23 protein-coding genes are annotated in these 24,666 nt (G+C 67.2%); 14 read left to right on the top strand and 9 right to left on the bottom strand.

Annotated elements, in window-relative coordinates; all coding sequences use genetic code 11:
- Nucleotides 1-47: 47 nt before the first annotated feature.
- Nucleotides 48-1,079 carry an LLM class flavin-dependent oxidoreductase gene (locus J7E22_RS14810; protein WP_214982605.1) on the bottom strand — a complete coding sequence of 344 codons (1,032 nt, stop codon included), beginning with the start codon at nt 1,077-1,079 and terminating at the stop codon, nt 48-50.
- A 56-nt stretch (nt 1,080-1,135) separates the two neighbouring features.
- Between J7E22_RS14810 and J7E22_RS14805 the strand changes: the two genes are divergently transcribed.
- Nucleotides 1,136-1,468 carry a TraR/DksA C4-type zinc finger protein gene (locus J7E22_RS14805; RefSeq protein ID WP_214982604.1) on the top strand — a complete coding sequence of 111 codons (333 nt, stop codon included), beginning with the start codon at nt 1,136-1,138 and terminating at the stop codon, nt 1,466-1,468.
- Between the two features lie 164 nt (nt 1,469-1,632).
- Nucleotides 1,633-2,055: a TIGR02611 family protein gene (locus tag J7E22_RS14800; protein WP_214982603.1), complete on the top strand. Its 423-nt coding sequence runs from the start codon at nt 1,633-1,635 to the stop codon at nt 2,053-2,055.
- Between the two features lie 95 nt (nt 2,056-2,150).
- On the opposite strand, the gene J7E22_RS14795 is transcribed toward J7E22_RS14800, so the two are convergent.
- Nucleotides 2,151-3,413, bottom strand: a complete 1,263-nt coding sequence (locus J7E22_RS14795; protein WP_251009207.1) for an MFS transporter — start codon at nt 3,411-3,413, stop codon at nt 2,151-2,153.
- A 116-nt stretch (nt 3,414-3,529) separates the two neighbouring features.
- Between J7E22_RS14795 and J7E22_RS14790 the strand changes: the two genes are divergently transcribed.
- Entirely contained in the window at nt 3,530-3,895 is a 366-nt protein-coding gene (locus J7E22_RS14790) for a helix-turn-helix transcriptional regulator (protein ID WP_214982601.1), read from the top strand.
- Nucleotides 3,892-5,517, top strand: coding sequence for a methyltransferase (locus J7E22_RS14785; protein ID WP_214982600.1), 1,626 nt, complete (start codon nt 3,892-3,894; stop codon nt 5,515-5,517). The genes J7E22_RS14790 and J7E22_RS14785 overlap by 4 nt, the downstream gene beginning before the upstream one ends.
- Nucleotides 5,518-5,613: 96 nt before the next feature.
- Here the strand turns inward: J7E22_RS14785 and J7E22_RS14780 are convergent, their stop codons facing one another.
- Both J7E22_RS14780 and J7E22_RS14775 read right to left on the bottom strand, forming a co-directional pair.
- Nucleotides 5,614-6,477 (bottom strand): NAD(P)-dependent oxidoreductase, encoded by an 864-nt coding sequence (locus J7E22_RS14780; RefSeq protein ID WP_214982599.1) that lies wholly within the window; start codon nt 6,475-6,477, stop codon nt 5,614-5,616.
- A 668-nt stretch (nt 6,478-7,145) separates the two neighbouring features.
- Entirely contained in the window at nt 7,146-8,159 is a 1,014-nt protein-coding gene (locus J7E22_RS14775; protein ID WP_214982598.1) for an LLM class flavin-dependent oxidoreductase, read from the bottom strand.
- A 165-nt stretch (nt 8,160-8,324) separates the two neighbouring features.
- On the opposite strand from J7E22_RS14775, the gene J7E22_RS14770 reads away from it, so the two are divergent.
- Entirely contained in the window at nt 8,325-10,895 is a 2,571-nt protein-coding gene (locus J7E22_RS14770) for an RNA helicase (RefSeq protein ID WP_214982597.1), read from the top strand.
- 89 nt (nt 10,896-10,984) lie between these two features.
- Nucleotides 10,985-11,236, top strand: a complete 252-nt coding sequence (locus tag J7E22_RS14765; protein WP_214982596.1) for a DUF6458 family protein — start codon at nt 10,985-10,987, stop codon at nt 11,234-11,236.
- A gap of 34 nt (nt 11,237-11,270) precedes the next feature.
- Here J7E22_RS14765 and J7E22_RS14760 read toward each other — a convergent pair whose 3' ends face one another.
- The gene (locus J7E22_RS14760) at nt 11,271-11,792 is read right to left on the bottom strand and encodes a ribonuclease H (protein WP_214982595.1); all 522 of its coding nucleotides are present in this window, start codon (nt 11,790-11,792) and stop codon (nt 11,271-11,273) included.
- 182 nt (nt 11,793-11,974) lie between these two features.
- Between J7E22_RS14760 and J7E22_RS14755 the strand changes: the two genes are divergently transcribed.
- On the top strand, nt 11,975-12,316 hold the full coding sequence (locus J7E22_RS14755) for a hypothetical protein (protein WP_214982594.1): 342 nt from the start codon (nt 11,975-11,977) through the stop codon (nt 12,314-12,316).
- A 139-nt stretch (nt 12,317-12,455) separates the two neighbouring features.
- Here the strand turns inward: J7E22_RS14755 and J7E22_RS14750 are convergent, their stop codons facing one another.
- Nucleotides 12,456-13,274 carry an aldo/keto reductase gene (locus J7E22_RS14750; RefSeq protein ID WP_214982593.1) on the bottom strand — a complete coding sequence of 273 codons (819 nt, stop codon included), beginning with the start codon at nt 13,272-13,274 and terminating at the stop codon, nt 12,456-12,458.
- Between the two features lie 166 nt (nt 13,275-13,440).
- On the bottom strand, nt 13,441-14,646 hold the full coding sequence (locus J7E22_RS14745; protein ID WP_214982592.1) for an MFS transporter: 1,206 nt from the start codon (nt 14,644-14,646) through the stop codon (nt 13,441-13,443).
- Between the two features lie 322 nt (nt 14,647-14,968).
- Between J7E22_RS14745 and nrdH the strand changes: the two genes are divergently transcribed.
- From nrdH to J7E22_RS14710, 7 genes are all read left to right on the top strand, one after another.
- Nucleotides 14,969-15,202, top strand: a complete 234-nt coding sequence (nrdH, locus tag J7E22_RS14740; RefSeq protein ID WP_022904483.1) for a glutaredoxin-like protein NrdH — start codon at nt 14,969-14,971, stop codon at nt 15,200-15,202.
- Between the two features lie 111 nt (nt 15,203-15,313).
- On the top strand, nt 15,314-15,730 hold the full coding sequence (gene nrdI, locus J7E22_RS14735) for a class Ib ribonucleoside-diphosphate reductase assembly flavoprotein NrdI (RefSeq protein ID WP_214982591.1): 417 nt from the start codon (nt 15,314-15,316) through the stop codon (nt 15,728-15,730).
- Nucleotides 15,731-15,747: 17 nt separating this feature from the next.
- Complete coding sequence (gene nrdE, locus J7E22_RS14730) at nt 15,748-17,853, top strand: class 1b ribonucleoside-diphosphate reductase subunit alpha (RefSeq protein ID WP_214982616.1); 2,106 nt, start codon at nt 15,748-15,750, stop codon at nt 17,851-17,853.
- A gap of 128 nt (nt 17,854-17,981) precedes the next feature.
- On the top strand, nt 17,982-18,956 hold the full coding sequence (nrdF, locus tag J7E22_RS14725) for a class 1b ribonucleoside-diphosphate reductase subunit beta (protein ID WP_214982615.1): 975 nt from the start codon (nt 17,982-17,984) through the stop codon (nt 18,954-18,956).
- 26 nt (nt 18,957-18,982) lie between these two features.
- A complete protein-coding gene (drt3a, locus tag J7E22_RS14720) occupies nt 18,983-20,272 on the top strand; it encodes an antiviral reverse transcriptase Drt3a (protein ID WP_285439927.1) in 1,290 nt (429 codons plus the stop codon).
- 43 nt (nt 20,273-20,315) lie between these two features.
- A complete protein-coding gene (drt3b, locus tag J7E22_RS14715; protein ID WP_214982589.1) occupies nt 20,316-22,295 on the top strand; it encodes an antiviral reverse transcriptase Drt3b in 1,980 nt (659 codons plus the stop codon).
- Between the two features lie 358 nt (nt 22,296-22,653).
- Complete coding sequence (locus tag J7E22_RS14710) at nt 22,654-22,944, top strand: hypothetical protein (protein WP_214982588.1); 291 nt, start codon at nt 22,654-22,656, stop codon at nt 22,942-22,944.
- 124 nt (nt 22,945-23,068) lie between these two features.
- On the opposite strand, the gene J7E22_RS14705 is transcribed toward J7E22_RS14710, so the two are convergent.
- A complete protein-coding gene (locus tag J7E22_RS14705) occupies nt 23,069-23,494 on the bottom strand; it encodes a PRC-barrel domain-containing protein (protein WP_214982587.1) in 426 nt (141 codons plus the stop codon).
- A gap of 76 nt (nt 23,495-23,570) precedes the next feature.
- The gene (locus J7E22_RS14700) at nt 23,571-24,560 is read right to left on the bottom strand and encodes a carboxypeptidase-like regulatory domain-containing protein (RefSeq protein WP_214982586.1); all 990 of its coding nucleotides are present in this window, start codon (nt 24,558-24,560) and stop codon (nt 23,571-23,573) included.
- Between the last annotated feature and the right edge of the window lie 106 nt (nt 24,561-24,666).

The following is a 24,666-nucleotide window of genomic DNA, read 5'->3' as shown; positions in this document are numbered from 1 at the left end:
CACCACAGTCCCAACCCGGGTGTCGGCAGGAAGGGGGACAAGTGTCCTCAGACGGGGAGCGGCGCCGCGTCCACCTCGGTGAAGACGTCCTGCACGGCGGCGAGGAGTCGGACGTTGAAGTCCACTCCGAGCTGGTTCGGCACGGTCACCAGGACGGTGTCGGCCTCACGAACGGCGTGGTCCGCCGCGAGTTCTGCGACCAGGTCCTCCGGCGACCCGATGTACGACCGACCGAACCGCGCGAGCCCACCGTCGAGGTGCCCGACCTGGTCCTGCCCCTCCACCTGGGCGCGGACGCCGAAGTAGTGCCGTGACTCGTCGTCGATGATCGGGATGATGCTGCGCGACACCGACACCCTTGGCGTCCGCTCCCAGCCCATCTCGGACCAGGTCGTGCGGAAGCGCTGGATCTGCTCCGCCTGGAGCTCGTCGAACGGCACGCCGGTGTCCTCGGTGAGCAGGGTGGACGACATCAGGTTCATCCCCTGCTCGGCCGTCCACTCGGCGGTGGCGCGCGTGCCGGCACCCCACCAGATGCGGTCGGGGAGCGTGTCGGCGAGTGGGAACACCGGCAGCGACCCGACGGAACCGGTCATCTGCGGGTTCGCGTTCGCCATCGGCTCGCCGGCGATGGCGCGCCGGAAGACGTCGGTGTGCGCCCGGGCCATGTCGGCGCCGTTCTCGTCGTCCGCGTCCGGCACGTACCCGAACTGCTGGTACCCGGCGAGAGCGGTCTCGGGTGACCCACGCGAGACACCTAGCTGCAGTCGGCCGCCCGAGATGAGGTCGGTGGCGGCGGCTTCCTCGGCCATGTACAGCGGGTTCTCGTAGCGCATGTCGATCACGCCGGTGCCGATCTCGATGCGACTGGTCCGGGCGGCGATGGCGGAGAGCAGCGGGAAGGGTGCCGCCTGTTGCGGGGCGAAGTGGTGCACGCGGAAGTACGCACCGTCGACACCGACTTCCTCGGCGGCGACGGCGAGGTCGATCGCCTGGACGAGGGCCTCGCGGCCACTGCGCACCTTGGAGCCGGGCACGTCACGCCAGTGCCCGAACGACAGGAACCCGATCTTGGTCATGTCGATGCGAACGCATCCGAGCCACCGCGCATTCCGCCGCGACTACCGTGAGCGCCATGGACGAGCCCCGCGCAGCGCTCGCCGCGGAACGGCACCGAGCGGAGCGCCTGCTGACCGACGTCGAGCGGAGCATGCGTGACGTCAGTGACGCCCGGCAGGACGCCAACTCGGACGACGAACACGACCCGGAAGGGGCGACGCTCGCGTGGGAGCGCGGCTCGCTCGGCGCGGTCCGGGATGACGCGCAGCGCCGCATCCGGCAGGTCGACGCCGCGCTCGCGCGGCTGGATGCGGGCACCTACGGCCGCTGCACCGTGGGTGGGGAGCCGATCCCGGAGGCACGCCTGGCCGCCGTCCCGTGGGCCGCGACGTGCGTCGCGCACGCCTGACGCGCCTCCAGGCCGGTCGGGAGGCACGGATCGCGTCGTGCGCGCACCGCGCGGTGACGGGACTGCCAGCGGTGGCGACTCCGCTGGCGCGGCGGGCACGGACACGCACCTCCCGTGCACCCGCTGCGCCGCGGATTCCCAGCCGCACGCCCTAGATTCCGGGCATGGACGGCGACGCGAACGACCGCCCCGGCAGCCCCCGGGACGCCTCGGCGCGGCCACGGTTCGAGTGGTTCCACGAGCTGCGGGCCTGGATCCGGGCGCGCCCGCACCTGCACCTCTTCTACAAGGTGCTCGTGGGGATCGTCGGTGGCCTCGTCGTCGTGATCGGCCTGATCCTGGTCCCGCTGCCCGGCCCCGGATGGCTCGTCGTCTTCATCGGCCTGACGATCCTGGCGAGCGAGTTCCACTTCTTCCACCGGATCATCACCTGGCTCCGCGCGCAGCTGCACCGGTTCTGGGACTGGGCGAAGAGGCACGGACCGCAGTGGTTGCGCAAGGCGGCCGATCGGGGCAAGGCCGACGTCGATGCCGCCCACACCGGGGCTGAGCGGACCGTCCGGGTTCGACGCAACCCCGGCCTCTGACGCGCTGCCGTCCTGCGTGGTGCGAGGCTGATCGGCCCGTGCACGGTTGTGATCGCGCACGGAGCCGTCAACCCCGCACCAGGCGGCCGGCTGCGCTACTCCGCGCGGGCGGCGTGCGTGACGCGGATCGAACCCGTGGCGGTGCGCTCGACGATCTCGGCGGCGTGCTCCTCGACGGCGGCGGCCTGCTTCGACGTGAGCTGGAGCACGAGGGCGACGAGGGCCGCGAGCACGATGAACCCGCCGTAGCCGGCGATCACCGGCACGAGGCCGACCGTCGGTTCGAGGAGCCCCCCGATCACCGCCGGGACCCCGAACGCCAGGTAGCTGACGACGTAGATGGTGGACAGCAGTCCTGCACGGTGGGTGGGGGCGGCGGTGGCGAGCAGCATCCGGAGCGGCGCCTGGAAGCCCGCACCGAACCCGACGCCGGCGATCGCGCTGCCGACCACCAGGCCGGGCAGTGAGTGGGCGAACACGAAGCCGACGGTGACGATCGGCCCGAGGATCAGTGCGACCAGCCCGAGCAGGACCGCGTGGCGCGAGTCCATCCGCTGGATCGCGAGTCCGGTCAGGGCACCGACCCCGGTGACGACGGCGATGAGCGCTCCGGCGGCGAAGTGGTTCGTGATCCCGAACACGGCGCCGAGGGCGGACGGCACGAGCGAGAGGAAGAGGCCGCCGAGCGCCCAGCTCGCGATGAGGGAACCGGCGACGCTGCGGAACAACCGGCGCGAGGACCGGGGGACGGAGATCGTGGGACGGAGGGAGCGCAGGGCTCCCGGACGGCGGTGCACCTGTTCGGGGACGACCACGAGGGCGATCACCATGAGGACGAGCAAGACGCCGAAGACGACGTACACGAGCTGCTCCGGTGCCGGACCCCACTCCACGAGGGCGCCGCTCGACATCGCGCCGGTGGCGAGGGCGATCGGCGGGATGACACCGTTCAGCACGCCGGCGAGCGACGGGTGGCGCTCGAGCGAGTTGTCGATCAGCGCGGCACCGAGCGCACCGATGAGCAGCCCGACCGAGACGCCCTGCACGATGCGGTCGACCACGAGCGCGACGACGCCGTCCGCCACCGCGAACAGCCCCAACGACAGCGCGACGCCGAGGCCGCCGGCGACCAGGACGGGCTTCCGGCCGACGTGGTCGGACAGCCGGCCCGCGACGAGCAGGCTCGCGAGGAGCCCGGCGACGTAGATGGCGAAGACCCCCGTGAGCATGAGCGGTGTGAGGTGCCATTCCGCTGCGTAGACCGGGTAGATCGGGGACGGCACGGCGGACGACGCCACCGACACGAGGAGCATCGCTGCGAGGATCCAGAACCCCGCGACCGAACGCGCTGACTGCATGAGCACCCTTCCGTAGTACGACTGCATACGTACCGCAAGTACGACTGCATTCGTACCGCAAACTGATAGTACGACGCAAGTCGTACTGTGAGCGGAACGGTGCTACCGTCGCAGGTATGCCCGGACTGGTGGAACCCGCAGAACGGCTGCCGCAGCCGACCGTCGACGAGCTGGACCTGCCGGTCGTCCTCGCCGCCCTGAGCGACCCGATCCGGCTGGCGATCCTGCACCGCTACCTGGTCGACGCAGCCGGGGGCATCCGCAGCTGTGGTTGGGTCGGCATCGACCGCCCGAAGTCCACGCTGACGCACCACTTCCGCGTCCTGCGCGAGGCCGGGCTGCTCGAACAGCACCGCGAGGGCCTCATCCGGTCCAGCCGCGTGCGGGTCGAGGACGTCCAGGCACGCTTCCCCGGACTGCTCGACATGGTGTCCGCGTGGCAGGTGCCCGCGGAACTCCTGCGCGTCGAGGCCGCGGCGTGACCGCAGCTCCCCGGGCAGCGACGCCGGCGCACCACGTCCTGCCGACGATCGCCGCCGGCCGCGCGACCACGACGGCGCTCGCCGCGGACCTCGCGGCCGCGGGGTTCACCGTCGAACGGCTCGACACGCTCTGGGGAGCGGAAGCGGCCGCCTCGTTGCACCGCGGTTCTCGCGTCGCCGCGCTCCGCGCCCTCGCCGCGCGCGAGACCACGCCCCTCGCGACCCTCGCGACGCTCTTCGTGCTCGGACTCCCGGTGCCACGGGCGGACGCCGCGGTCGCGTTCCCGTCCGCGGGCGTCGACGCCGTCGTGGCGGCCGGGCTCCTCCGGGTCGAGCACGACTCGGACGACGCCGGCGAGGCCTCCGCGGCCGACGCGCGGCTGTTCCCCACGGTGGACCTGCGCCCGTACGCGTTCGTCGACGACCTCGGCGCGGGCAGCTGGTGGATCGTGTCCGACCTCGGCGAGCTCGCACTCGGCACCGCCCTCGGTGAAGAGCACGTGCTCGGCATCGGGGGAGCGACCACGACGCTGTCCGGGCTGCAGGTCCCGGTGCCCGTCGGGCGAGTGCTCGACCTCGGTACCGGGTGCGGGATCCAGGCGATGCACGCGCGGCGGTTCGCCGACGAGGTGGTCGCGAGCGACATCTCGCAGCGCGCCCTCGACATCGCCCGCTTCAACGCCGACCTGAACGACATCGACGGGATCGACCTCCGGCTCGGGTCGCTGTTCGAACCCGTCGCCGGTGAACGCTTCGACCGCATCGTCTCCAACCCGCCGTTCGTCATCACGCCCCGGCGCGAGGGCGTCCCCGCCTACGAGTACCGCGACGGTGGCATGGTCGGCGACGCGCTCGTCGAGACCGTGCTCCGCGGGCTCGACGAGCACCTGGCACCCGGCGGGACTGCGCAGCTGCTCGGCAACTGGGAGTACCACTGGGGCGTCGACGGGCTCGACCGGGTCCGTTCCTGGTTCGCCGATCGCCCCGCGCTGGACGTCTGGGTGGTCGAGCGGGAGCGTGAGGACCCGCCGGCCTACGCCGAGACCTGGATCCGTGACGGCGGCACCAAGCCCGGCACGGCCGAGTTCGACGCGCTGGTCGACGCCTGGCTCGACGACTTCCAGGAGCGGCACGTCACCGGCGTCGGCTTCGGCTACGTCGTGGTGCGGAAGACCCGGACCGAGCCTGTGGGGAGAGGTCCGGCCGGGCTCCGGCGCTTCGAGCGCGTCCCCGAGACGCTCGGCTCCAACCCGGCCGGGCTCGGCGCCACCGTGGCGCGCGTGCTCGACGCGGCCGCCTGGTTGGCCACCCACGATGACGCTGCCCTGGCGGCGTCCCGCCTGGTGGTCGCCGGGGACGTCACCGAGGAGCGGTACTACTGGCCGGGCAACGACGACCCGACCGTGATGACGCTCGTGCAGGGCGGCGGGTTCGGGCGCCGCGTGGACGCGGACACCGCACTCGCGGCGTTCGTCGGTGCCTGTGACGGCGAGCTGTCGGTCGCAGCGATCATCGGGGCGATCGCCCAGATCACGGGTGCGGACGACGACGCGCTCACCGCCGACCTGCTGCCGCGTGCGCGGGACCTCGTGCTCGACGGGCTGCTCATCCCGGCATCCTGACGTCGCAGCGGTTCGGTCCCTCCGGTTGCGCAGGCTGCACCGAGACGGACGGGAGGCCCGGTGGCGGGCCGCCACGTGCCTCCCGTCCGGAACGGATCAGGCGCGGTGGTCGCGCCAGCTGTGCTCGGGTGCGTAGCCGAGGAGCTCGCGCGCCTTCTCGCTCGACAGCAACGAGCTGACGCCGTCGATCTCGGCACGTCGCTCGATGTCCGGGACGAAGCGCTCGACGAGTTCGATCGTCGGGGTGTCCATGACCGTGTCCGGGCTGGCGATGACGAAGGCCTCGAAGCCGGTGAGGTCCGCCTCGAGCGACTTCCGGACCGCCTGCGCGCCGTCGCGGGAGTCGATGTAGGACCACAGGTTGAAGGTCTTGGCCTCGGGGGAGGCGTCCCACGGGAAGGCCGGGTAGTCGGTCTCGTCCATCACGTTCGAGAAGCGCAGCCCGATCATCTTCAGCTCCGGGTCCCAGCGGGTGAAGTGGCGCGCCATCTCCTCCTCCACGGCCTTGCCGAGGGAGTACGAAGACTCCGGGCGGACCGGGAACTCCTCGTCGACGGGCAGGTAGGGCGGGTGGTGCTCGCCCATCGGGATGCCGAGCAGCGTCTCGCTCGAGGCCCACACCACGTTCTTGATCCGGGCGGCACGGGCAGCGTGGAACACGTTGATCGACGCGGTCACGTTGTTCGTGATCAGGGCGACGTCCGGCACCTGGCCGGGCGCGGGCACCGCTGCGAGGTGCACGACCGCATCGATGTGGTCGTACCGGTCGTCGACGCCGAGCAGGGCGTTCAGGACCTGGCCGTAGTCGGTCAGGTCGATGCGGAGGAACGGCACCGACTCGGGCTTGTCCGGAGAGGGGACGCGGTCGAGCAGGACCACGTCGTACCCGTGCTCATCGAGGTCGCGGACGACTGCTCGTCCGAGCTTGCCGCTGCCACCGGTCACCACAACACGCGTCATCGCGTCACTCCACATCGTCGTCGGACTCCTGGCGTCACCAGGTTCGGTCCATCCTGCCCCGCGATCGCGCACGCAGCCAGGCACGGGCGGTACCTGTCCGGTCGGCGCGCGGGGGCGCCGGGCGCGGGACCCTCGAACTGGAGTGATCCTCGTGCGCCGCGCTCCTGTGCGACAGGGCGGGAACTGGGTACGATCGGAGAGCGCCAGACGGCTGGTTACCGTCGGCGCACGCACCGCGAACGGGTTGCCACGTGAGCGACACGGCCTCCTGATCCGGCCGTCGAGCTCCGGTCCGCCCGGGTGCGTCCAGAATGCGTCCCCGCGTCCGCGCGGGGGCGCATTCGTTCTTCCGGCGGCGGCGGTTGGGCGTTCGTGTGGGTTCAGTGCGGTGGTCGATGAACACGCATGAAGATCGTTCACGTTCTGCGCGTCGGAGAACGCGGAAAGCGATGACAAACCGATGCGCAGGTGGAACGATGAGTGCACCATCCCGTCCGGATCAGGGACGAGATGGGCATCCGGTCGGGGCCCCGGGCTTCACCGACCTGGCGTGGCCCCGCCGGATGCACCCTCTCCGGGACTGCTCGGCCAGGGACTGCGCTCGGGAGGCGTCGGTCGACGGGGCGCGTCGGTGCGGGGCCGCGTCAGTGGAGGTTCGCTTCTGGGCATCAGTGCTGGAGCGCGGGCGCGATCTCCTCGGCCACGATCCGGAGGATCCGCTCGTGTGACGCCGCGTCGCCGTTGGCCGGCAGGGTGATGACGAGCTCGTCCGTGGCGCGCACGGCCGGGTCGGCGAGCAGGGCGTCGGTGATCGCAGCGGGGTCGCCGGACAGGACCTTGCTGAACCGGAACGGAGGCGTTCCGGAGAGCGGGCGGCCCTCGTCGTCCATGCCGGACGCGTACCCGGTGAGGAACTCCTCGTGCACGGCGCGGTCGTGGTCGTCCAGGAGCGGCACGACGATCCGGCCGACCGCGACCTTCGGCGTGCGGTCGGGGTGGTGCTCGGCGAACCGCTCCCGGTACGCGGCGATCTGGTCGGCCTGCGCCTGGGCGAAGGGAGCGCCGGTGTCCTCGGTGTTCAGGGTCGAGCAGTGCAGCAGGAGCCCCTTCTCGGCGGTCCGGACGGCAGTGCTCATGCTCCCGCCACCCCACCAGACGCGGTGGAGCAGATCGGGGCTCTGCGGCTGGAGGGTCAGGTCGGCGTCGGCGGGGATGCTCTCGTACCCCTTCCCGGCGCTGCCGAGGCGATCTCCACGCAGGACCTCGATCAGGCGGGCCGCGCGGGCTTCCGCTTCGTCCCGGAAGCTGCGGTCGACCGCGCCGAACACCGGGTCGAGGATCGGGCCGTACCCGGCGATGCCGGTGCTGATCCCGAGTTGGACGCGGCCACCGCTCAGCAGATCGACCGTGCTGGCGTCCTCGGCCAGGCGGACCGGGTCCTCGTACCGCATGCCGAGCACCGCGGTGCCGAACCCGATCGTGCGCGTGCGCTGCGCCGCGGCCGCGAAGAACGTCATCGGGCTGGTGAGGAACGGCTCGAAGTGCCGACCGCGGACCCAACCCGTGCCGTACCCGAGGGCCTCGGCGGTCTCGAACAGCCGGAGGCCGTCCTCGAGAGCGGCTGCCGCGCCGGCCGTCCCACCGTGGTTGGGGACGAAGGAGAGGAAGCCGAGTTCACGCATATCCCAACCCTATGCGTCCGTATCCATCTGTGGATGGTTCCCCGCTTCTGCACAGATGCCGCGCCTCTCCCCACCGGCACGGCCGGTCTGCCGCTGGCGCGTCGGCCCGGAACCGGCGGCGTGGGCTCAGTCGGACTGCGGTGACCGGGCTGGGAGGATGGGTGCATGACCGACGTCACCACCCAGCCCCCGCTCGTCGCCGCACTGCCGGCGGCGGTGAACGGTGCCGTCGATCCCGACGCCGTGTACGAAGCCTTCGCTGACTGGGCGGCCTCGAGCGGTCGTCCGCTCTACCCCGCACAGGACGAAGCACTCATCGAGCTGGTGTCCGGCGCCAACGTCGTCCTCAGCACTCCGACGGGTACCGGGAAGTCGCTGGTCGCCGCCGGTGCGCACTTCGCCGCCTTGGCCGAGGGCAAGCGCAGCTACTACACCGCACCGATCAAGGCGCTGGTGTCCGAGAAGTTCTTCCAGCTCGTCGACCTGTTCGGCGCGCACAACGTCGGCATGGTGACCGGCGACTCGAGCGTCAACGCCGACGCCGCGATCATCTGCTGCACCGCGGAGATCCTGGCGAACCTGGCGCTCCGACAGGGCCCCGACGCCGATGTGGACGTCGTCGTGATGGACGAGTTCCACTTCTACGGCGACCCCGACCGCGGATGGGCCTGGCAGGTGCCGCTGCTCGTGCTCGAGCGGGCGCAGTTCGTGCTCATGTCCGCGACCCTCGGCGACGTCACGACCATCGCCGACGACCTGTCCGAGCGCACGGGCCGGCCGACGGCTCGCGTGACCGGGGTCAGCCGACCGGTGCCGCTCGAGTACGAGTACGTCATGACCCCCGTGCAGGAGACCGTCGAGCGGTTGCTGGACGAGCACAAGGCGCCGATCTACATCGTGCACTTCGCCCAGGCAGCGGCACTCGAGCGGGCGCAGTCGCTCATGTCGGCCAAGGTGGCGTCCCGTGAACGGCGCGACGAGATCGCGGCGGCCATCGCCACGTTCCGCTTCAGCGCCGGGTTCGGGCAGACCTTGTCGCGGCTCATCCGCGCCGGGATCGGCGTGCACCACGCCGGGATGCTGCCGAAGTACCGCCGACTCGTCGAACAGCTCGCGCAGCGCGGGCTCCTGCCGGTGATCTGCGGCACGGACACCCTCGGCGTCGGCATCAACGTGCCGATCCGGGCGGTCCTGTTCACCGGGCTCACGAAGTTCGACGGCACGAAGATGCGGCAGCTGTCCGCCCGCGAGTTCCACCAGATCGCCGGGCGTGCGGGACGAGCGGGCTACGACACCGAGGGTGACGTCGTGGCCGAGGCCCCGGAGCACGACATCGAGAACGCCCGGGCCGTCGCGAAGGCGGGCGACGACCCCAAGAAGAAGAACAAGATCAAGCGCAAGAAGGCGCCGGAGGGGTTCGTGTCGTGGGGCCAGGCCTCGTTCGAGCGCCTGATCGCGGCGGAGCCAGAGCCGATGGTGTCCCGGATGAAGATCACCCACGCCATGGTGTTGTCGGTGGTCGCCCGCGGCGGGGACGCCTTCGCGCAGGTCCGCTCGCTCGTGTTCGACAACCACGAACCGCGCGCCCGTCAGCTCGCGATGGCCCGACGCGCGATCACCATCGCGCGCACGCTGATCAACGCGCGAGTGATCGAGAAGGTCGACGGCGTCTACCGGATGACGATCGACCTGCAGCCGAACTTCGCGCTCAACCAGCCGCTGTCGCCGTTCGCGCTCGCAGCGTTCGAGTTGCTCGATCCGGAGTCGCCGACCTACGCGCTCGACATGGTCTCCATCGTCGAGGCCACGCTCGACGACCCCCGCGCGATCCTGTCCCAGCAGCAGTACAAGGAGCGCGGTGAAGCCGTCGCCCGCATGAAGCAAGAGGGCATCGAGTACGACGAGCGCATGGAGCTCCTGGAAGAGGTCACCTGGCCGAAGCCGCTCGACGAACTCCTGACCGCCGCGTACGAGTCCTACGCCGCCGAGCAGCCGTGGGTGCTCGACTTCACCCTGTCGCCGAAGTCCGTCGTCCGTGACATGTACGAGCGGGCGATGACCTTCGGGGACTTCGTGCGGTTCTACCAGCTCACCCGTTCCGAGGGACTCGTCCTCCGGTACCTGTCCGATGCCTACCGCACCATGCGGCAGACGATCGCTGAAGAACAGCGCAACCAGGAGCTCGACGACCTGATCGAGTGGTTGGGCGAGGTCGTGCGGCAGACCGACTCCTCGTTGGTCGACGAGTGGGAAGCGCTGATGAACGGCGACATCGCGCTCGCCGAGGCCGAACACGAGGAGATCGCGCCGCCGCAGCCCGCACGTCTGACAGGCAACCCCAGGGCGTTCCGCGTGCTCGTCCGGAACGCCCTGTTCCAGCGGGTGCTCCTCGCCGCGTCGGACGACATCGACGGCCTCGGGGAACTCGACGCCACCGCCGGGTTCGACCGGTCGGCGTGGGACAACGCGCTCGAGGAGTACTACGACGAGCACGACCGCATGGGCATCGACGCCGATGCGCGGTCGATGCAGTACCTCGTCCTCGACGAGACCGGTGCGACGGCATCCCCGCGGGTGTGGCGAGCGCGACAGATCTTCGCCGACCCGGAGGGTGACCGGGACTTCGGGTTCTCGGCGACCATCGACCTCGACGCGTCGGACGCGGCGGGCGAAGCCGTCGTCCGGGTCACCGAGATCGGGCGGTTCGACGGCTGGTCCGAGGTGGACGTCGACTGACCGCAGGCGATGCTCCGGAACACCCCGGTGCCGTTCCGGGTACGTTCGACGCCAGCCGCGGAACCCGCGGCACCCTTGAGAGGAACACCATGCGCATCGGATCGAGCATCGCCCTGATCGTCATCGGCGCCATCGTGGCGTTCGCCCTGAACATCCAGCTGGCCGGGATCGACCTGCGGCTGGTCGGGTACATCCTGATGGCGGCCGGTGTCGTGCTGCTGATCATCAGCCTCGCCGTGGCGTTCGGCGGACGCCGGACCACGACGACCACACGGTCCGGCATCGACCCGGCGTCGGGCGAGCAGATCACGCGGCAGGACCGCCGGGACGGCACGTACTGACCGTACGGTTCTCACGAACCGCGTCGTCGTCCCCTCAGAAGAGGGTGGCCGGCGGCGCGGTGTCCGGAAGCGGTGCCGGTTCAGCGATCTCGACACCCGGCCAGCCGGGGCCCGACGGTACTTCGGTCCGGTTCTGGTAGGCCGTCGCCGCTCCCCGTGCGCGGACGTCAGCGGCCTCATTCATCTCGTGCCCCATGTGGCCGCGGACCCACTCGAAGGTGACGGCCCGGCCCTGGAGTTCGGCGTCGAGTTCCTTGATGATCTCGACGTTCAGGACCGGCTTGCCGTCGGCCTTCCGCCACCCCTTGCGCTTCCACCCGGCGAGCCACTCGGTGCACGCCTTGATCGCGTACTGGCTGTCGCACAGGATGTGCAGCGGCTCTCCGGTGTCCTTGGTGGCGCGGAGCAGCTGCAGGACGGCGGTCAGCTCGCCCTGGTTGTTCGTCCCACGCGGCCATCCGCCCGCGGCCCAGCGGTCGTCGTCGACGTACCACGCCCAGCCGGCGGGGCCGGGGTTGCCGAGGGCTGAGCCGTCTGCGGCTGCGACGATCGTCACGGTGGGACCTCCTGCTTGTGGCGGTGTGCTGGTCCACGGTAACGGACCACGTGGGCGCCGGCGTCCGGTCCGGGATCGGTGGCGCGAACGTGCCATCCGTATCCGCCGCCGAGCCGCTGCGCTGTCCGGGCGGGGCGGTCCCTGAGGACGGGTACTCGGGACGCAGGGCTACCGTCCAGCGCATGAGCAACGACAACGTCCCGAACGCCCCCGGGCCCGAACCGTCCGACGACCGAGCCCGCAACGACGCGCTTCGCGAAACGGCAGCGCACGAGGGCACGGGCGGCGTCGGCGGGCGGGAGCAACGTGCGGCGGACACGTCCTACAGCCCCTCGAGCGAGCGCGAGATGGAGGCGGCCCAGACCGAACAGCGCGACGCCGATGACCTGCGCGCGGACGGCATCGACCCGTCGCGGGTGATCGCAGCTCCCGGAACGGGCGGCGCCGACGACGCGGGCGACGTCGAGCCCGAGCCGGGCGACCTGCACCTGCCGTGGCAGTCGGAGGAGGACCGCCGCGGCTAGCCAGCGACGAGTGGCGGCGTGAGGACGAACCGCCCCCGGCGTTCTCTCGCTGCTCACGTGCCACGAGGTCGAGTGCGCGGACCAGCTCGTCGACGCGTTGCCGAAGAACATCCTCGCGCCGCACGCGGGCACGGACGACTCAGGAGACCGAGTCCGGGTGCGACCCGGTCCGCTGCCCCGACTCCAGCGACGCGATCGCGGTCAGTTCGTCGGCGGTCAGCGTAAAGCCATCGACGTCGAGGTTCGAGCGGATCCGCGAGGGCGTCCCCGACTTCGGCAGGACCACCACCCCCTGCTGCACGTTCCACCGGACCAGCAGCTGCGCGACGTTCACGCCGTGGGCGTCCGCGATCCCCGTCAGCACCGGATCGTCGATGAGCCGGCCGCGCCCGAGGGGTGACCAGGCCTCCGTCACGATGCCGTGCGCACGGTGGAACGCGATCAGCTCGTCCTGTGGCAGCCACGGGTGCCGCTCGACCTGGTTCACGGCGGGGACCTCGCCGGTCTCGTCGATGAGCCGCTGGAGGTGCGGGATCTGGAAGTTCGAGACGCCCACGTTCCGTGCTCGGTCGGATGCGCGGAGTTCCAGGAGGGTGCGCCACGTCTCGACGTAGCGGTCGTTCGCGGCTGCCGGCCAGTGGATCAGGTACAGGTCGACGGCCTCGAGGCCGAGTCGCGACAGGCTGGCGTCGAACGCCCGGAGGGTCGCGTCGCGCCCCTGGTGGTCGTTCCACACCTTCGTGGTGACGAAGACGTCGTCCCGGTCCAGCCGGGAGGCGCGGATCGCCTTCCCGACGCCGGTCTCGTTGCCGTACATCTCGGCCGTGTCGACGTGGCGGTACCCGGCGTCGAGCGCCAGCCCGACGGCCGTCTCGGCAGCGTCGTCGTCGACCTTGTAGACGCCGAACCCGATCGCCGGGATCGACGCGCCACCGGGCAGGGGGAGTGAGGTGACCATGCACCCATCCTGCCGATCCCGGCGGGCGTGCGCCGCGCCTCCCGGCGGTCTGTGGAGAACGCGACCAGCCGCTGTCGAACGTCACCGCGGACGTCGTGCGACAGCGGCGACGTCGTTCCGCAGCGGGCCAGCCCACCGGGCCAGCCGCCCGCCCGGGCCAGCCGCGTCAGCTCGGCAGCGTCACCGGCTCGGTGTCCGGGATCGGGCTGGCGTCCCGCCCGCGTAGGTCCGGCAGCCACCGCTTCATCACCAGGGGCAGCAGGACGCCGGCCGCAGCCGCGGCTGCACTCACGACCAGCCCACCGGTCGGACCGTGGCTGTCGATCAGGAAGCCCGCGACAGCGGAGCCGCCCGCAGCACCGATGAGCTGCCCGGTGCCCATCCAGCCGTACGCCTCGGCGGTGTCCGAGAACTTCACCGTCGCCGACACCGACCCGAACATGACCGCCAGGGCGGGCGCGATGCCGGCGCCCGCGATGACGAGGGCGACGCACAGCCACCAGAAGCTCGTGCCGGCGACGGCCAGTGCCAGGCCGACGAACACGATCGCCATTCGGGTCCAGAGCGTGTTCTGCGAGATCGGACGGTGGCCGAGTGCCAGGCCGCCGATGAGGGAACCGACGGCGAAGACGGCGAGCACGATGCCGGCGTTCGGGCTGCCCTCGCCGAAGACGCTTGTGACGCTCGCCTCGACCGCGGCACACGCCCCGATGAGCAGCATGCCGGTCAGGGTCGCGACGACGACCGACGGGCGCTTCAGCACCACGCCGAACGCCCGCTTGGAGCGGGGGATGCGCACGCGCCCGAGTTCGGGGGAGCCGATGAACCACACGCCACCGATGACCAGGAACACCATCGCGACCACGATCGCCTGGACGGTCCCGATCTGCGTGGCGACGAACGTGGTGATGACCGGCCCGGCCACCCAGATGAGCTCCTGCGCGCTCGCGTCGAGGGAGAACAGGGGGGTGAGCTGCGCGGAGGTCACCATCTTCGGGTAGATCGTGCGCACGGCCGGCTGCACGGGCGGGACCGCCAAGCCGCCGACGAACCCCACGACGACGTACCCCCACAGCGGCATCGGGGAGAACGCGATGACGACCATGCTCGCCAGGGCCACCGTGCTCGTCAGGATCAGCACCGGACGCATGCCCCAGCTGCCCATCCACCGGCTGGTCAGCGGGCCGGCCAGCGCCTGCCCGACACTCGTGGTCGCGAGGACGAGACCGGCGGCGCCGTAGGAGCCGAAGACGTGCTCGACGTGCAGCAGGTAGGCCAGCGACAGCATGCCGAACGGGAAGCGTGCGGTGAGCTGCGCGGCGATGACGCGACCGACTCCGGGGGTCTTCAGCAGGGGCCCGTACGTACTCACGAGACGAGTGTACGGACCGGACGGAACGGGGTGTCACCCGTCCGGGGGAGGTGTGGATCGCGACACGCCCACGGGGGTTCACGACCTTCGGTGGAGAGGCCTGCTCACAGGGTGTGGAGGACTGTCGGTGGTGGGTGCGAGAGTGGCGGAAAATCGGGCTTCACGGAATGCCCGGGCTGTGGAGACGGTTGTGGAAACTACAAGCGTGTAACACTTTCTCTAGTGGTCGACCGCTCGATCGAGCACAACATGTAGTAGCGTCGTCCATCAGCACCGCACACGAACTTCGGACCCCGAACCGGGCCCAGAACCAGGGGAGAACATGGCTGTCACCGTCTACACCAAGCCGTCTTGCGTCCAGTGCACCGCGACGTACCGGGCCCTCGACAACAAGGGCATCCAGTACGAAGTGCACGACGTCTCCACCGACGAAGCCGCGCTCGAGCACGTCAAGAGCCTCGGCTACCTGCAGGCCCCCGTCGTCGTCACCGACGACGACCACTGGTCGGGCTTCCGTCCCGACAAGATCGCGACGCTCAGCGCCGAACTCGCGTGAGTCGGTGCGGGTCCGGACGGACCCGCACCACCTCCGCCGGCCTGGAGGAACGGATCACCTCCGCCAGGTCCCTCCGATCCGCTGTCCGCACCTCTCGCAAGGAGCGCACACATGAGTGGCCTCGTCTACTTCTCGAGCGTGTCCGGGTACACCGCACGCTTCATCGAGAAGCTCGGCCGTGACGCGGACCGGATCCCCCTCTTCCCGAACGACCCGTTCCTCCACGCGGACGGACCGTACGTGTTGGTGCTCCCGACCTACGGCGGGGGCAACGGCCGGGGGGCAGTCCCCAAGCAGGTCATCAAGTTCCTCAACGACGAACACAACCGCTCGCTCATCCGCGGTGTGATCGCAGGGGGCAACACGAACTTCGGCGAGGCCTACGGCCTGGCGGGGGACGTCATCGCACAGAAGTGCGGCGTCCCCGTTCTCTACCGTTTCGAACTCTTCGGGACCCCTGACGACGTGCAGGCGGTCAACACAGGATTGGATGCATTTTGGACGCAGCAGTTGCAGACGTCGATCTGACGTCGCCGCAGACGGGGATGGACTACCACTCCCTCAACGCGATGCTCAACCTCTACGACGCGGACGGGAACATCCAGTTCGACAAGGATCGTGAGGCCGCCAAGCAGTTCTTCCTGCAGCACGTCAACCAGAACACCGTCTTCTTCCACAACCTGAAGGAGCGGCTGGACTACCTGGTCGAGAACGAGTACTACGAGCAGGCGACGATCGACCAGTACTCGCTGGAGTTCATCCAACAGCTCAACGACCTGGCGTACTCGAAGAAGTTCCGGTTCCAGACCTTCCTCGGCGCGTTCAAGTACTACACGAGCTACACGCTCAAGACGTTCGACGGCAAGCGCTACCTGGAGCGCTTCGAGGACCGCGTCGTGATGACCGCCCTCGGCCTGGCGCAGGGCAACGAGCAGCTCGCGATCGACCTCGTCGAGGAGATCATCGCCGGCCGCTTCCAGCCCGCGACCCCGACCTTCCTGAACACCGCGAAGGCCCAGCGCGGCGAGCTCGTCTCCTGCTTCCTGCTCCGTATCGAAGACAACATGGAGTCGATCTCCCGCGGGATCAACTCGTCGCTGCAGCTCTCGAAGCGCGGTGGCGGCGTCGCCCTGCTGCTCTCCAACATCCGCGAGGCCGGCGCCCCGATCAAGCAGATCGAGAACCAGTCCTCGGGCATCATCCCCGTGATGAAGCTGCTGGAAGACTCCTTCTCCTACGCGAACCAGCTCGGTGCGCGTCAGGGTGCGGGTGCCGTCTACCTGTCGGCGCACCACCCCGACATCATGAAGTTCCTCGACACCAAGCGCGAGAACGCCGACGAGAAGATCCGCATCAAGACGCTGTCCCTCGGCGTCGTCGTGCCGGACATCACGTTCGAGCTCGCGAAGAACAACGAGGACATGTACCTGTTCTCGCCGTACGACGTCGAGAAGGTCTACGGCGTCCCGTTCGGCGACGTCCCGATCAGCGAGAACTACCGCGCGATGGTCGACGACCCGCGCATCAAGAAGACGAAGATCAAGGCGCGTGACTTCTTCACGACGATCGCCGAGATCCAGTTCGAGTCGGGCTACCCGTACATCGTGTTCGAGGACACGGTGAACAAGGCCAACCCGATCAAGGGCCGGATCAACATGTCGAACCTGTGCTCGGAGATCCTGCAGGTCAACACCCCGACGACCTTCAACGAGGACCTGTCGTACAAGGAGATCGGCAAGGACATCTCCTGCAACCTGGGCTCGCTGAACATCGCGCTGACCATGGACTCGCCGAACTTCGGCAAGACGATCGAGACGGCCATCCGTGGTCTGACCTCGGTGTCGCAGATGTCGCACATCTCGTCGGTCCGGAGCGTCGAGGACGGCAACGACAAGTCGCACGCCATCGGCCTCGGCCAGATGAACCTGCACGGGTACCTTGCTCGTGAGCGCGTGTTCTACGGCTCGGAAGAGGGCATCGACTTCACGAACATCTACTTCTACACGGTGCTGTTCCACGCCCTGCGCGCGTCGAACAACATCGCGATCGAGACGGGCGAGGCCTTCGACGGCTTCCGCGACTCGAAGTACGCGTCGGGCGAGTTCTTCGACAAGTACACCGACCAGGAGTGGACCCCCGCCACCGCCCGCGTCGCCGAGCTGTTCGCCAACGCGAACATCACGATCCCGACGCAGGCCGACTGGGTCGCGCTGAAGGCCTCCGTCCAGCAGTACGGCATCTACAACCAGAACCTGCAGGCCGTCCCGCCGACCGGTTCGATCTCGTACATCAACCACTCCACGTCGTCGATCCACCCGATCGCGTCGAAGATCGAGATCCGCAAGGAAGGCAAGCTCGGTCGCGTCTACTACCCGGCGCCGTTCATGACGAACGACAACCTGGACTACTACCAGGACGCGTACGAGATCGGTGCCGAGAAGATCATCGACACGTACGCCGCGGCGACGCAGCACGTGGACCAGGGCCTGTCCCTGACGCTGTTCTTCAAGGACACCGCCACCACGCGTGACATCAACAAGGCGCAGATCTACGCATGGCGCAAGGGCATCAAGACGATCTACTACATCCGTCTGCGCCAGCTCGCGCTCGAGGGCACCGAGGTCGAGGGCTGCGTTTCCTGCATGCTGTGACGCCTTCGGCGTCGCGCATGCTGCGGGCTGGTCGCTGACGCGACTATCCACTTCCTGGAGGCGCGGTGCCAGCCCGCACCGCGCCTCCAGTCCGGTTCATCATCACCATCTCTTGTAAGGAACGTGCGTTGGTCGAGAAGCTCAAGCTCGTCGATCGGGTCCAGGCAATCAACTGGAACCGCATCCAGGACGACAAGGACGTCGAGGTCTGGAACCGTCTCGTCAACAACTTCTGGCTGCCCGAGAAGGTGCCGCTGTCGAACGACGTGCAGTCGTGGAACACGCTCACGCCGGCCGAGCAGAAGCTCACCATGCGCGTCTTCACCGGCCTGACGCTGCTCGACACGATCCAGGGCACCGTCGGCGCCGTGTCGCTCATCCCCGACGCGATCACCCCGCACGAGGAAGCCGTCTACACGAACATCGCGTTCATGGAGTCGGTGCACGCCAAGAGCTACTCGTCGATCTTCTCGACCCTTGCGTCGACGCCGGAGATCGACGAAGCCTTCCGTTGGTCCGAGGAGAACCCGAACCTGCAGAAGAAGGCGTCCATCGTGATGGACTACTACCAGGGCGAGTCGCCGCTGAAGCGCAAGATCGCGTCGACGCTGCTCGAGTCGTTCCTGTTCTACTCCGGGTTCTACCTGCCGATGCACTGGTCGTCGCGGGCGAAGCTCACGAACACCGCCGACTTGATCCGTCTGATCATCCGTGACGAAGCCGTCCACGGGTACTACATCGGGTACAAGTTCCAGAAGGGTCTCGAGCGCGTCACGCAGCAGGAGCGCGACGAGCTGAAGGACTACACGTTCTCGCTGCTCTACGAGCTCTACGACAACGAGGCGCAGTACACGCAGGACCTCTACGACGAGGTCGGGCTGACCGAGGACGTCAAGAAGTTCCTGCACTACAACGCCAACAAGGCGCTGATGAACCTGGGCTACGAGGCGATGTTCCCGAAGAACATCACGGACGTGAACCCGGCGATCCTGTCTGCCCTGTCGCCGAACGCCGACGAGAACCACGACTTCTTCTCCGGGTCGGGGTCGTCGTACGTGATCGGCAAGGCCGTGAACACTGAGGACGAGGACTGGGACTTTTGATCCGGTGATTCGGTGGGGGACAGAAGATGAGCCAGCTAGTAGCCGCGGACTTCGCAACCGCTAATTTGCGTAGATTATGGGAGCTTGAGACGCGTAAGGGGCGCGATGTTTTGTCCTTCGCTCCTCCCTTGAAGCCGCTCTACAAAAAAATTCAAAATGCGCGCAAGGTGAAGGACGAAGTCCTCCTAGCTAAACTTCGTGATGAGTGGGAGATTCAGCTAGAAGTGTTTCTGTTCCAGCTGAGTGAGAAGTTACGGGCGCTTGTCGTCGATCCGACTTTTTCGTGGGACCTTCACCGGGGGCCAATAGTCGGCAAGAAACAGTGCTTTGCTCTGCCGAAGTCTCCGGAGATATTCTTCCTCGAGCGGGTGATTACGGCCCGGATTCGCAATCGATCAATTGGTTCTGTCGCTGACCGAAGCATTGCGGTGCAACAAGTAATGCGGTCTCTCACTGATCCATTGCCCAAATCAGTTCTACGAACGGATCTGCGCGCCTATTTCGAGTCGATTCCTCACGATCAACTCAAATCAGCAATTGCGCAGAGTATGCTTCTAGATCCGACCCTCTCGCGAATCTTAGACTTGTTCTTGGAGGAATTCTCGAATCTCTCCGGGTCGAAGACCGGCGTTCCTCGGGGTACTGCTCTGGGAAGCGAACTCGCGGAGCTTTATCTTGCGGACGTTGATGAATGGCTCCGTAAATCCGGAGAACACTTGCTCCACATCCGGTATGTGGACGACATCCTGGTTGTCTCGGGCGAGCGTCAAACGAAGGTAAGCAAAGGTCAGCAAGTCCAACGCGAGTTGGAAGAAAAGCTGGTGGCAAAGGGGCTCGAAGCAAATCCGGCTAAGACCTCGTTAACGCGAATCTCCCGCGGTCGTTGGCACGGGGCGGTCGAGTATCTCGGATACGAACTCGTTTCAGGGCAAAGCGGACCCACGATTCGAATCTCCTATAAGAGGTTAGAGCGGATACGTCATCGGTTGCGGCGAACCTTCGATGTGCGGGCGAAGACAAAAGAGGACGGGCTCCTGCTCGACCGAGTCAAGCTACTAAGTGGTAATACGCGCCTGCATTACAATAAGAGGCAAGCCATGATTGGAGTGTTTTTCTCCAATAAAGAGATTACGAATCTAGATCAACTTCGTGGATTAGACAAGTACTACAATCACTTGATCACGAAGTCAGGGGTTAGTCCGCGGGTTGAGACTGTTCTTCGCGGGATGTCGTTCGTGGAAGGTTTCGAAAGTCGTCGATTCCACAAATTCTCCACGGCGAAGCTGCATGACATGAAGGCCGCCTGGGGTGAATAAACGCTTCCGGCGGGCGCTACCGTCGAGCTCGTATCGGGTTCTCTTGTCTGACGTTCTGCCGTACGAACTCCCGCCATCGTTTTCGAACCTGGGCCTTTTCAAATTCCTGAACTCGATCGGCCTTGTTCGTGACGAGTCAGGCGTCTATTGGGGTCGGCGTCTAACGCAAGGGAATCGGGCGATCCTATCAATTGTTTTTGGTGAAGAAGTTAGAGTGGATGCGGCGTCTGTTGATCACAGTGGCCGGCATCGACTCGTGATCGCACCGTCGAAGCGTTACGCACAGACAGTGCCGTTCAAATTCTCCATCCGGCACAAACAGGGCTCGCGGCGTCAGCTCGCAGTTGCTCACCCCCGATCGCAGCTAGATGTCGTTGACTTTTATTCCCGCTTTGGCCCGCTAGTCCTCCATCATTCATCGCGAAGTCGTTTTTCGCTGCGTCGACCCAAGTCGATTGCTCGAGTTGGGATCTACCGTGATTGGTTGTTTGCTGTTTCCGATGGCGGCTATGCTGATCGTCGCGAGGTCGAGAAGCACGGTCGTTCCGATGTAGTTGTGCGCTCCTACTTCACCTATGACCGGTTCACGAATATCCATCAGTTTTACGAGTCAAGCGAATATAGATCCCTAGAGCGCAAATATGGATATCTGATCAAGGCGGATATAACTAAATGCTTCGACTCGATTTATACTCATTCTGTGGCCTGGGCTACAAGTGGGCGTGACCTAGTAAAGGACAATCTTCGTGCTGGGCGTGATGCCGACTCAATTGGGGCTGTTTTCGATAGCCTCCTGCAGTCGCAAAATCACGACGAGACGTCGGGTATATTGATTGGCTCCGAGTATGCACGGGTATTCGCAGAGTTAGTTCTTCAGCGAGTTGACCACAACGTTGAGCGACGGCTCCGGCAACACGACTTGATTTCTGGCCGCGACTACGAAGTTCTCCGCTATGTCGACGACTATTTCATTTTTTTGGCGAACCGTGATCGAGAACGGCTGGTTGTCGATGTCCTCGAGGACGAGTTGCGGGCTTTTAAGCTGCATCTGAATGCCGCGAAGGGCGAATCGGCGGAGACTCCTTGGCTCTCGCCGTTGTCTGTGGCTAAGGAAAGGTTGCGCCTCCTAATCGATGTTCCGGAACACGCCGAACCTCACCGTGATGGCAGGCCTTGGGCTATCTCCGCGGCACGCATGGTCGCCGAGTATAAGCGTGTCCTAATTGATACCGAAGCAGACCCTGCGGACCTCGCCAATTTTGCTCTTACGCGGGTCGAGCGTGCGGTCGACCGGCTGGTGGGAGCAGCGTCCTATTTTGAGAATGGTGCCGAGAACGTCCGCGAGGAGCCCGTTTGGGAGCGTCAGCGACTAGTCGATCGAGCAATTGGCGAACTGGTCGAGCTGGCGTTTTTCGTCTATGCGGGGTCGCGGCGAGCAAGCCCTGGCGTAAAACTTGGACGTATTGTCACCACCGTCCAGGCCTTCTACTCGCTGAGGGATGTCGCGATCGACCGCCGTGAGGCCGCTCACGGAACGTTGGTCAGGGAACTTGTTCTTCAGCTTCGTCGCTTTGGGCAAGGCGATCGTGGCGGAGTTGAGCAAATGCTTCTCGTTGAGTGCCTGACTTCGCTCGGGGCGATCGGTTCTCTCGATGGAGAAGAATTGCTGCGCGTGACCGGAATTGAATCGGAGGGTGTGTCATTGCTGAATGCGGTTCCACTTCTTCGGCACATCGGTGATCAACCGGGTCATGACGAAGCGCGCCGTCTGATTGCTGATTGGATCGCGGCGTTACCAGTGAGCGCGACCAAAGATGGCACGGTTGCGCTAGCCTCACTGAGTCTCTTCAACTGTCCACACATTTCGGCGGAATCGCGTGCTGACTTGCTCCGCGTGGGCTCCACAATGCCCAGCGCATCTATAGTCGAGGAGTTGGCTTCGTCGGGGGCCGGGCTTGTGGATTGGTGGTCCTTCGATCTTTATACGACTCTTCAGTCGAAGCGGATTTATGACGTATACTGAATCTGCGCCTCTCGGGACATCCTTCGGGATGCACACACCGGCGTCGGGAGGTACCCGAGAGACTCCTCCCCGGGTTCTTGTGGCTGCGACCGTCGGTCAGCAGTCACAAGAACCTCGCCACGGCCGGTTCTGTTCCGTTGCGTCCAGCCAGTAGTTAATCGGCGGAGGCCCCGACGCACTTTTCCACTCTTACTCAGACGAGGTCGGTCTTATCGCTGTTGGTCGAGGAGGGGACGATCTGTAGACGGCCATCTGCTCGTCTTAGCGCGGTTACAAGGGTGGTTGCAACCGTTGGGGGCCCGTGCTGGGCCGTGTGACACCTTCGCTGCTGCTCGCGCGGCGATGGAGCGGTCGGCCCGTGACCCCGAGATCGCCGCCACCGTTCCCCGAAGCCCTCGACACCATCCGCGCGGGCTGCACGGCCTGCATCGTCGATGCGCAGGTGGCCGGCGAGGTCGAGGCTGACGCCGCCGCCGCGGCGGCGCTAGGCGCCTACTTCTGTGCGGTCGTCGAGGGGATGGGCGCAATCGGACGCGTCGGCACCTCGCGCGCGGCGCTCCTGCAGGTGGGGATCGCGAGCCTCGCTGCCCTGCCGATCACGCCGCTCGGCGAGGAACACCTCCGCACCACGGACCGCCCCTGGGACTGAGCGTGGTCACGCTCCAGGGTGACACTGCGCCGACGTGACCGGCGGGGCGGACGACTGCCGCGCCTCCAGTCCGGGTCTGGAGGCGCGTATCCAGCGGGCGTGACAGCGCGAGCCCCAGAAGCGCTCACGCAGGTGGCGTCGTTCCCGCACCCTCGGTGTCGTCCGCGCCCGCCGGGCCGGTGCCCGCCTGGTCGAGGTTCTCGTGCGGGTCGCCCATATCGCCGGTCGCCTTGCCGGCGGGCGACAGCCCGAAGTGCTTGCGGACGGCGCTCGCCTCGGTGACGGACAAGGTGTTCCCTGCTCCGGGGGAGGGCGCGCCCTTGATCGCGCTCTTCGCGTACCCGACGTGCAGGTCCGTGCCGTCGAACGTGGCATCCTCGACCGGGACGAGCGTGTGGTGACTCCCGAGCAGCCCTGTCGCGACGCTGACGAACGCGGCGCTGCCGTCGTCGTCGGAGGGGAACACCTGCGCGACCTTGCCGACCGACGCGCCGTCGCGGTCTCGGACGGGCGCGTTCTCGACCTCGTGAATCTTGCTCTTGGTGATCATGTGAGTAGTCAACGCTCCAGGGCTGACCCGTCTGTGTCAGGGGTCGTGAGGCGAGCCCGAGGGCTTCACGGGGCACTCAGCGCGATGCTGTCTCCGAGAACGACCCGCCCCAGAAGTTGTGACCGCCGAACACGGCCTTCACCGGGACGGCCTGTGCTCGGTCGGTGACGTATCGGTAGACGCCACCGGGTCGTGCGAGCCACAGCACCTGTGCGGGCGTGGCGGATGTCGCTGCCGTGCGGAGCTCCACCAAGTACTGCCCGGACGGGATCTGAAACTGCGCCGTCTGTTCGTTGTCGAGCAGCGTGGAGAACCGGGTGGAGAACGATGCTCCGGTCGCCGCGTTCGTCACGGTGACGCTCGCACCACTGAGTTGTCCCGACGGGTTGCGGGAAGCCGAGGCGGCGTAGACGGTCAGGTCGTAATCGTTGTGCGCGTAATGCCGCGACAACGTCACCTGCGAAGCCGGGAGCGTCCCGCGCTGCTGGTACACCCGGGTCTTCCAGACCGCGGGCGACGCAGTTCCGCTAGCGTACGCCTCGATGCGGTACTTCCCGGTGCTGAGTCCGACGAACTGGTACTGGCCCGTGCTGTCCGAGGTCGTCCGGAACACCTGCGATGTGTCCTCGTTCCATGCGTACATGAGTCGTCCTGCGGCGGGTCCCGTTGGGCCGACCACCTCGCCCTGCACGGTGGCGCCGATCACGAGCGGCAGGGTGACCGAGACCGTCGAACCACTGCGGACTTCGATGTCCGAGCGGAGCCCGGGGGTGTAGGTCTCGTCGCCGTGCGGCGGGAGCTGCCGTGTCGCCACCGTGACGGTGTCGGGCGCGGGGATGCCGGTGAACGTCGCGGTGCCGTCGCCGTCGGTGGTGGCGTTCCCGACGACCGCGTCAGCGCCGATCGCTGCGAGTTCGACGTCCGCCAGCCGGATCGCGGTGCCGTCCAGCGTCGTGAGCTGCACGGTGATCGTTCCCGATCCGGCCGCGGTCGCTGGTGGCGCGAGACCGATCAGCGCTCCCGCTGCCAGTGCGACGACCAGTGTCGTCCCCGTGATCAGTCGCATCGCGTCCCCCATCTTCCGCCAGTGGTGCGTTGGCTGGGACTGTACGCGGCTGGCGGACTGCGGGGAAGCGCATCGCGACAGGCGGTCACGGGGAGGCAGCTTCCGC

Source organism: Curtobacterium sp. ISL-83, from assembly GCF_018613895.1.
Classification (GTDB): Bacteria; Actinomycetota; Actinomycetes; order Actinomycetales; family Microbacteriaceae; genus Curtobacterium.
The sequence above is the reverse complement of the archived record's forward strand: the minus strand, read 5'-3'. Positions and strand labels throughout refer to the sequence as shown.

Coding starts and splice junctions, on each gene's coding strand:
- J7E22_RS14810 (WP_214982605.1), bottom strand. CDS start 1,079: ATGACCAAGATCGGGTTCCTGTCGTTCGGGCACTGGCGTGACGTGCCC.
- J7E22_RS14805 (WP_214982604.1), top strand. CDS start 1,136: ATGGACGAGCCCCGCGCAGCGCTCGCCGCGGAACGGCACCGAGCGGAG.
- J7E22_RS14800 (WP_214982603.1), top strand. CDS start 1,633: ATGGACGGCGACGCGAACGACCGCCCCGGCAGCCCCCGGGACGCCTCG.
- J7E22_RS14795 (WP_251009207.1), bottom strand. CDS start 3,413: ATGCAGTCAGCGCGTTCGGTCGCGGGGTTCTGGATCCTCGCAGCGATG.
- J7E22_RS14790 (WP_214982601.1), top strand. CDS start 3,530: ATGCCCGGACTGGTGGAACCCGCAGAACGGCTGCCGCAGCCGACCGTC.
- J7E22_RS14780 (WP_214982599.1), bottom strand. CDS start 6,477: ATGACGCGTGTTGTGGTGACCGGTGGCAGCGGCAAGCTCGGACGAGCA.
- J7E22_RS14775 (WP_214982598.1), bottom strand. CDS start 8,159: ATGCGTGAACTCGGCTTCCTCTCCTTCGTCCCCAACCACGGTGGGACG.
- J7E22_RS14770 (WP_214982597.1), top strand. CDS start 8,325: ATGACCGACGTCACCACCCAGCCCCCGCTCGTCGCCGCACTGCCGGCG.
- J7E22_RS14765 (WP_214982596.1), top strand. CDS start 10,985: ATGCGCATCGGATCGAGCATCGCCCTGATCGTCATCGGCGCCATCGTG.
- J7E22_RS14755 (WP_214982594.1), top strand. CDS start 11,975: ATGAGCAACGACAACGTCCCGAACGCCCCCGGGCCCGAACCGTCCGAC.
- J7E22_RS14750 (WP_214982593.1), bottom strand. CDS start 13,274: ATGGTCACCTCACTCCCCCTGCCCGGTGGCGCGTCGATCCCGGCGATC.
- nrdH (WP_022904483.1), top strand. CDS start 14,969: ATGGCTGTCACCGTCTACACCAAGCCGTCTTGCGTCCAGTGCACCGCG.
- nrdI (WP_214982591.1), top strand. CDS start 15,314: ATGAGTGGCCTCGTCTACTTCTCGAGCGTGTCCGGGTACACCGCACGC.
- nrdE (WP_214982616.1), top strand. CDS start 15,748: ATGGACTACCACTCCCTCAACGCGATGCTCAACCTCTACGACGCGGAC.
- drt3a (WP_285439927.1), top strand. CDS start 18,983: ATGAGCCAGCTAGTAGCCGCGGACTTCGCAACCGCTAATTTGCGTAGA.
- J7E22_RS14705 (WP_214982587.1), bottom strand. CDS start 23,494: ATGATCACCAAGAGCAAGATTCACGAGGTCGAGAACGCGCCCGTCCGA.
- J7E22_RS14700 (WP_214982586.1), bottom strand. CDS start 24,560: ATGCGACTGATCACGGGGACGACACTGGTCGTCGCACTGGCAGCGGGA.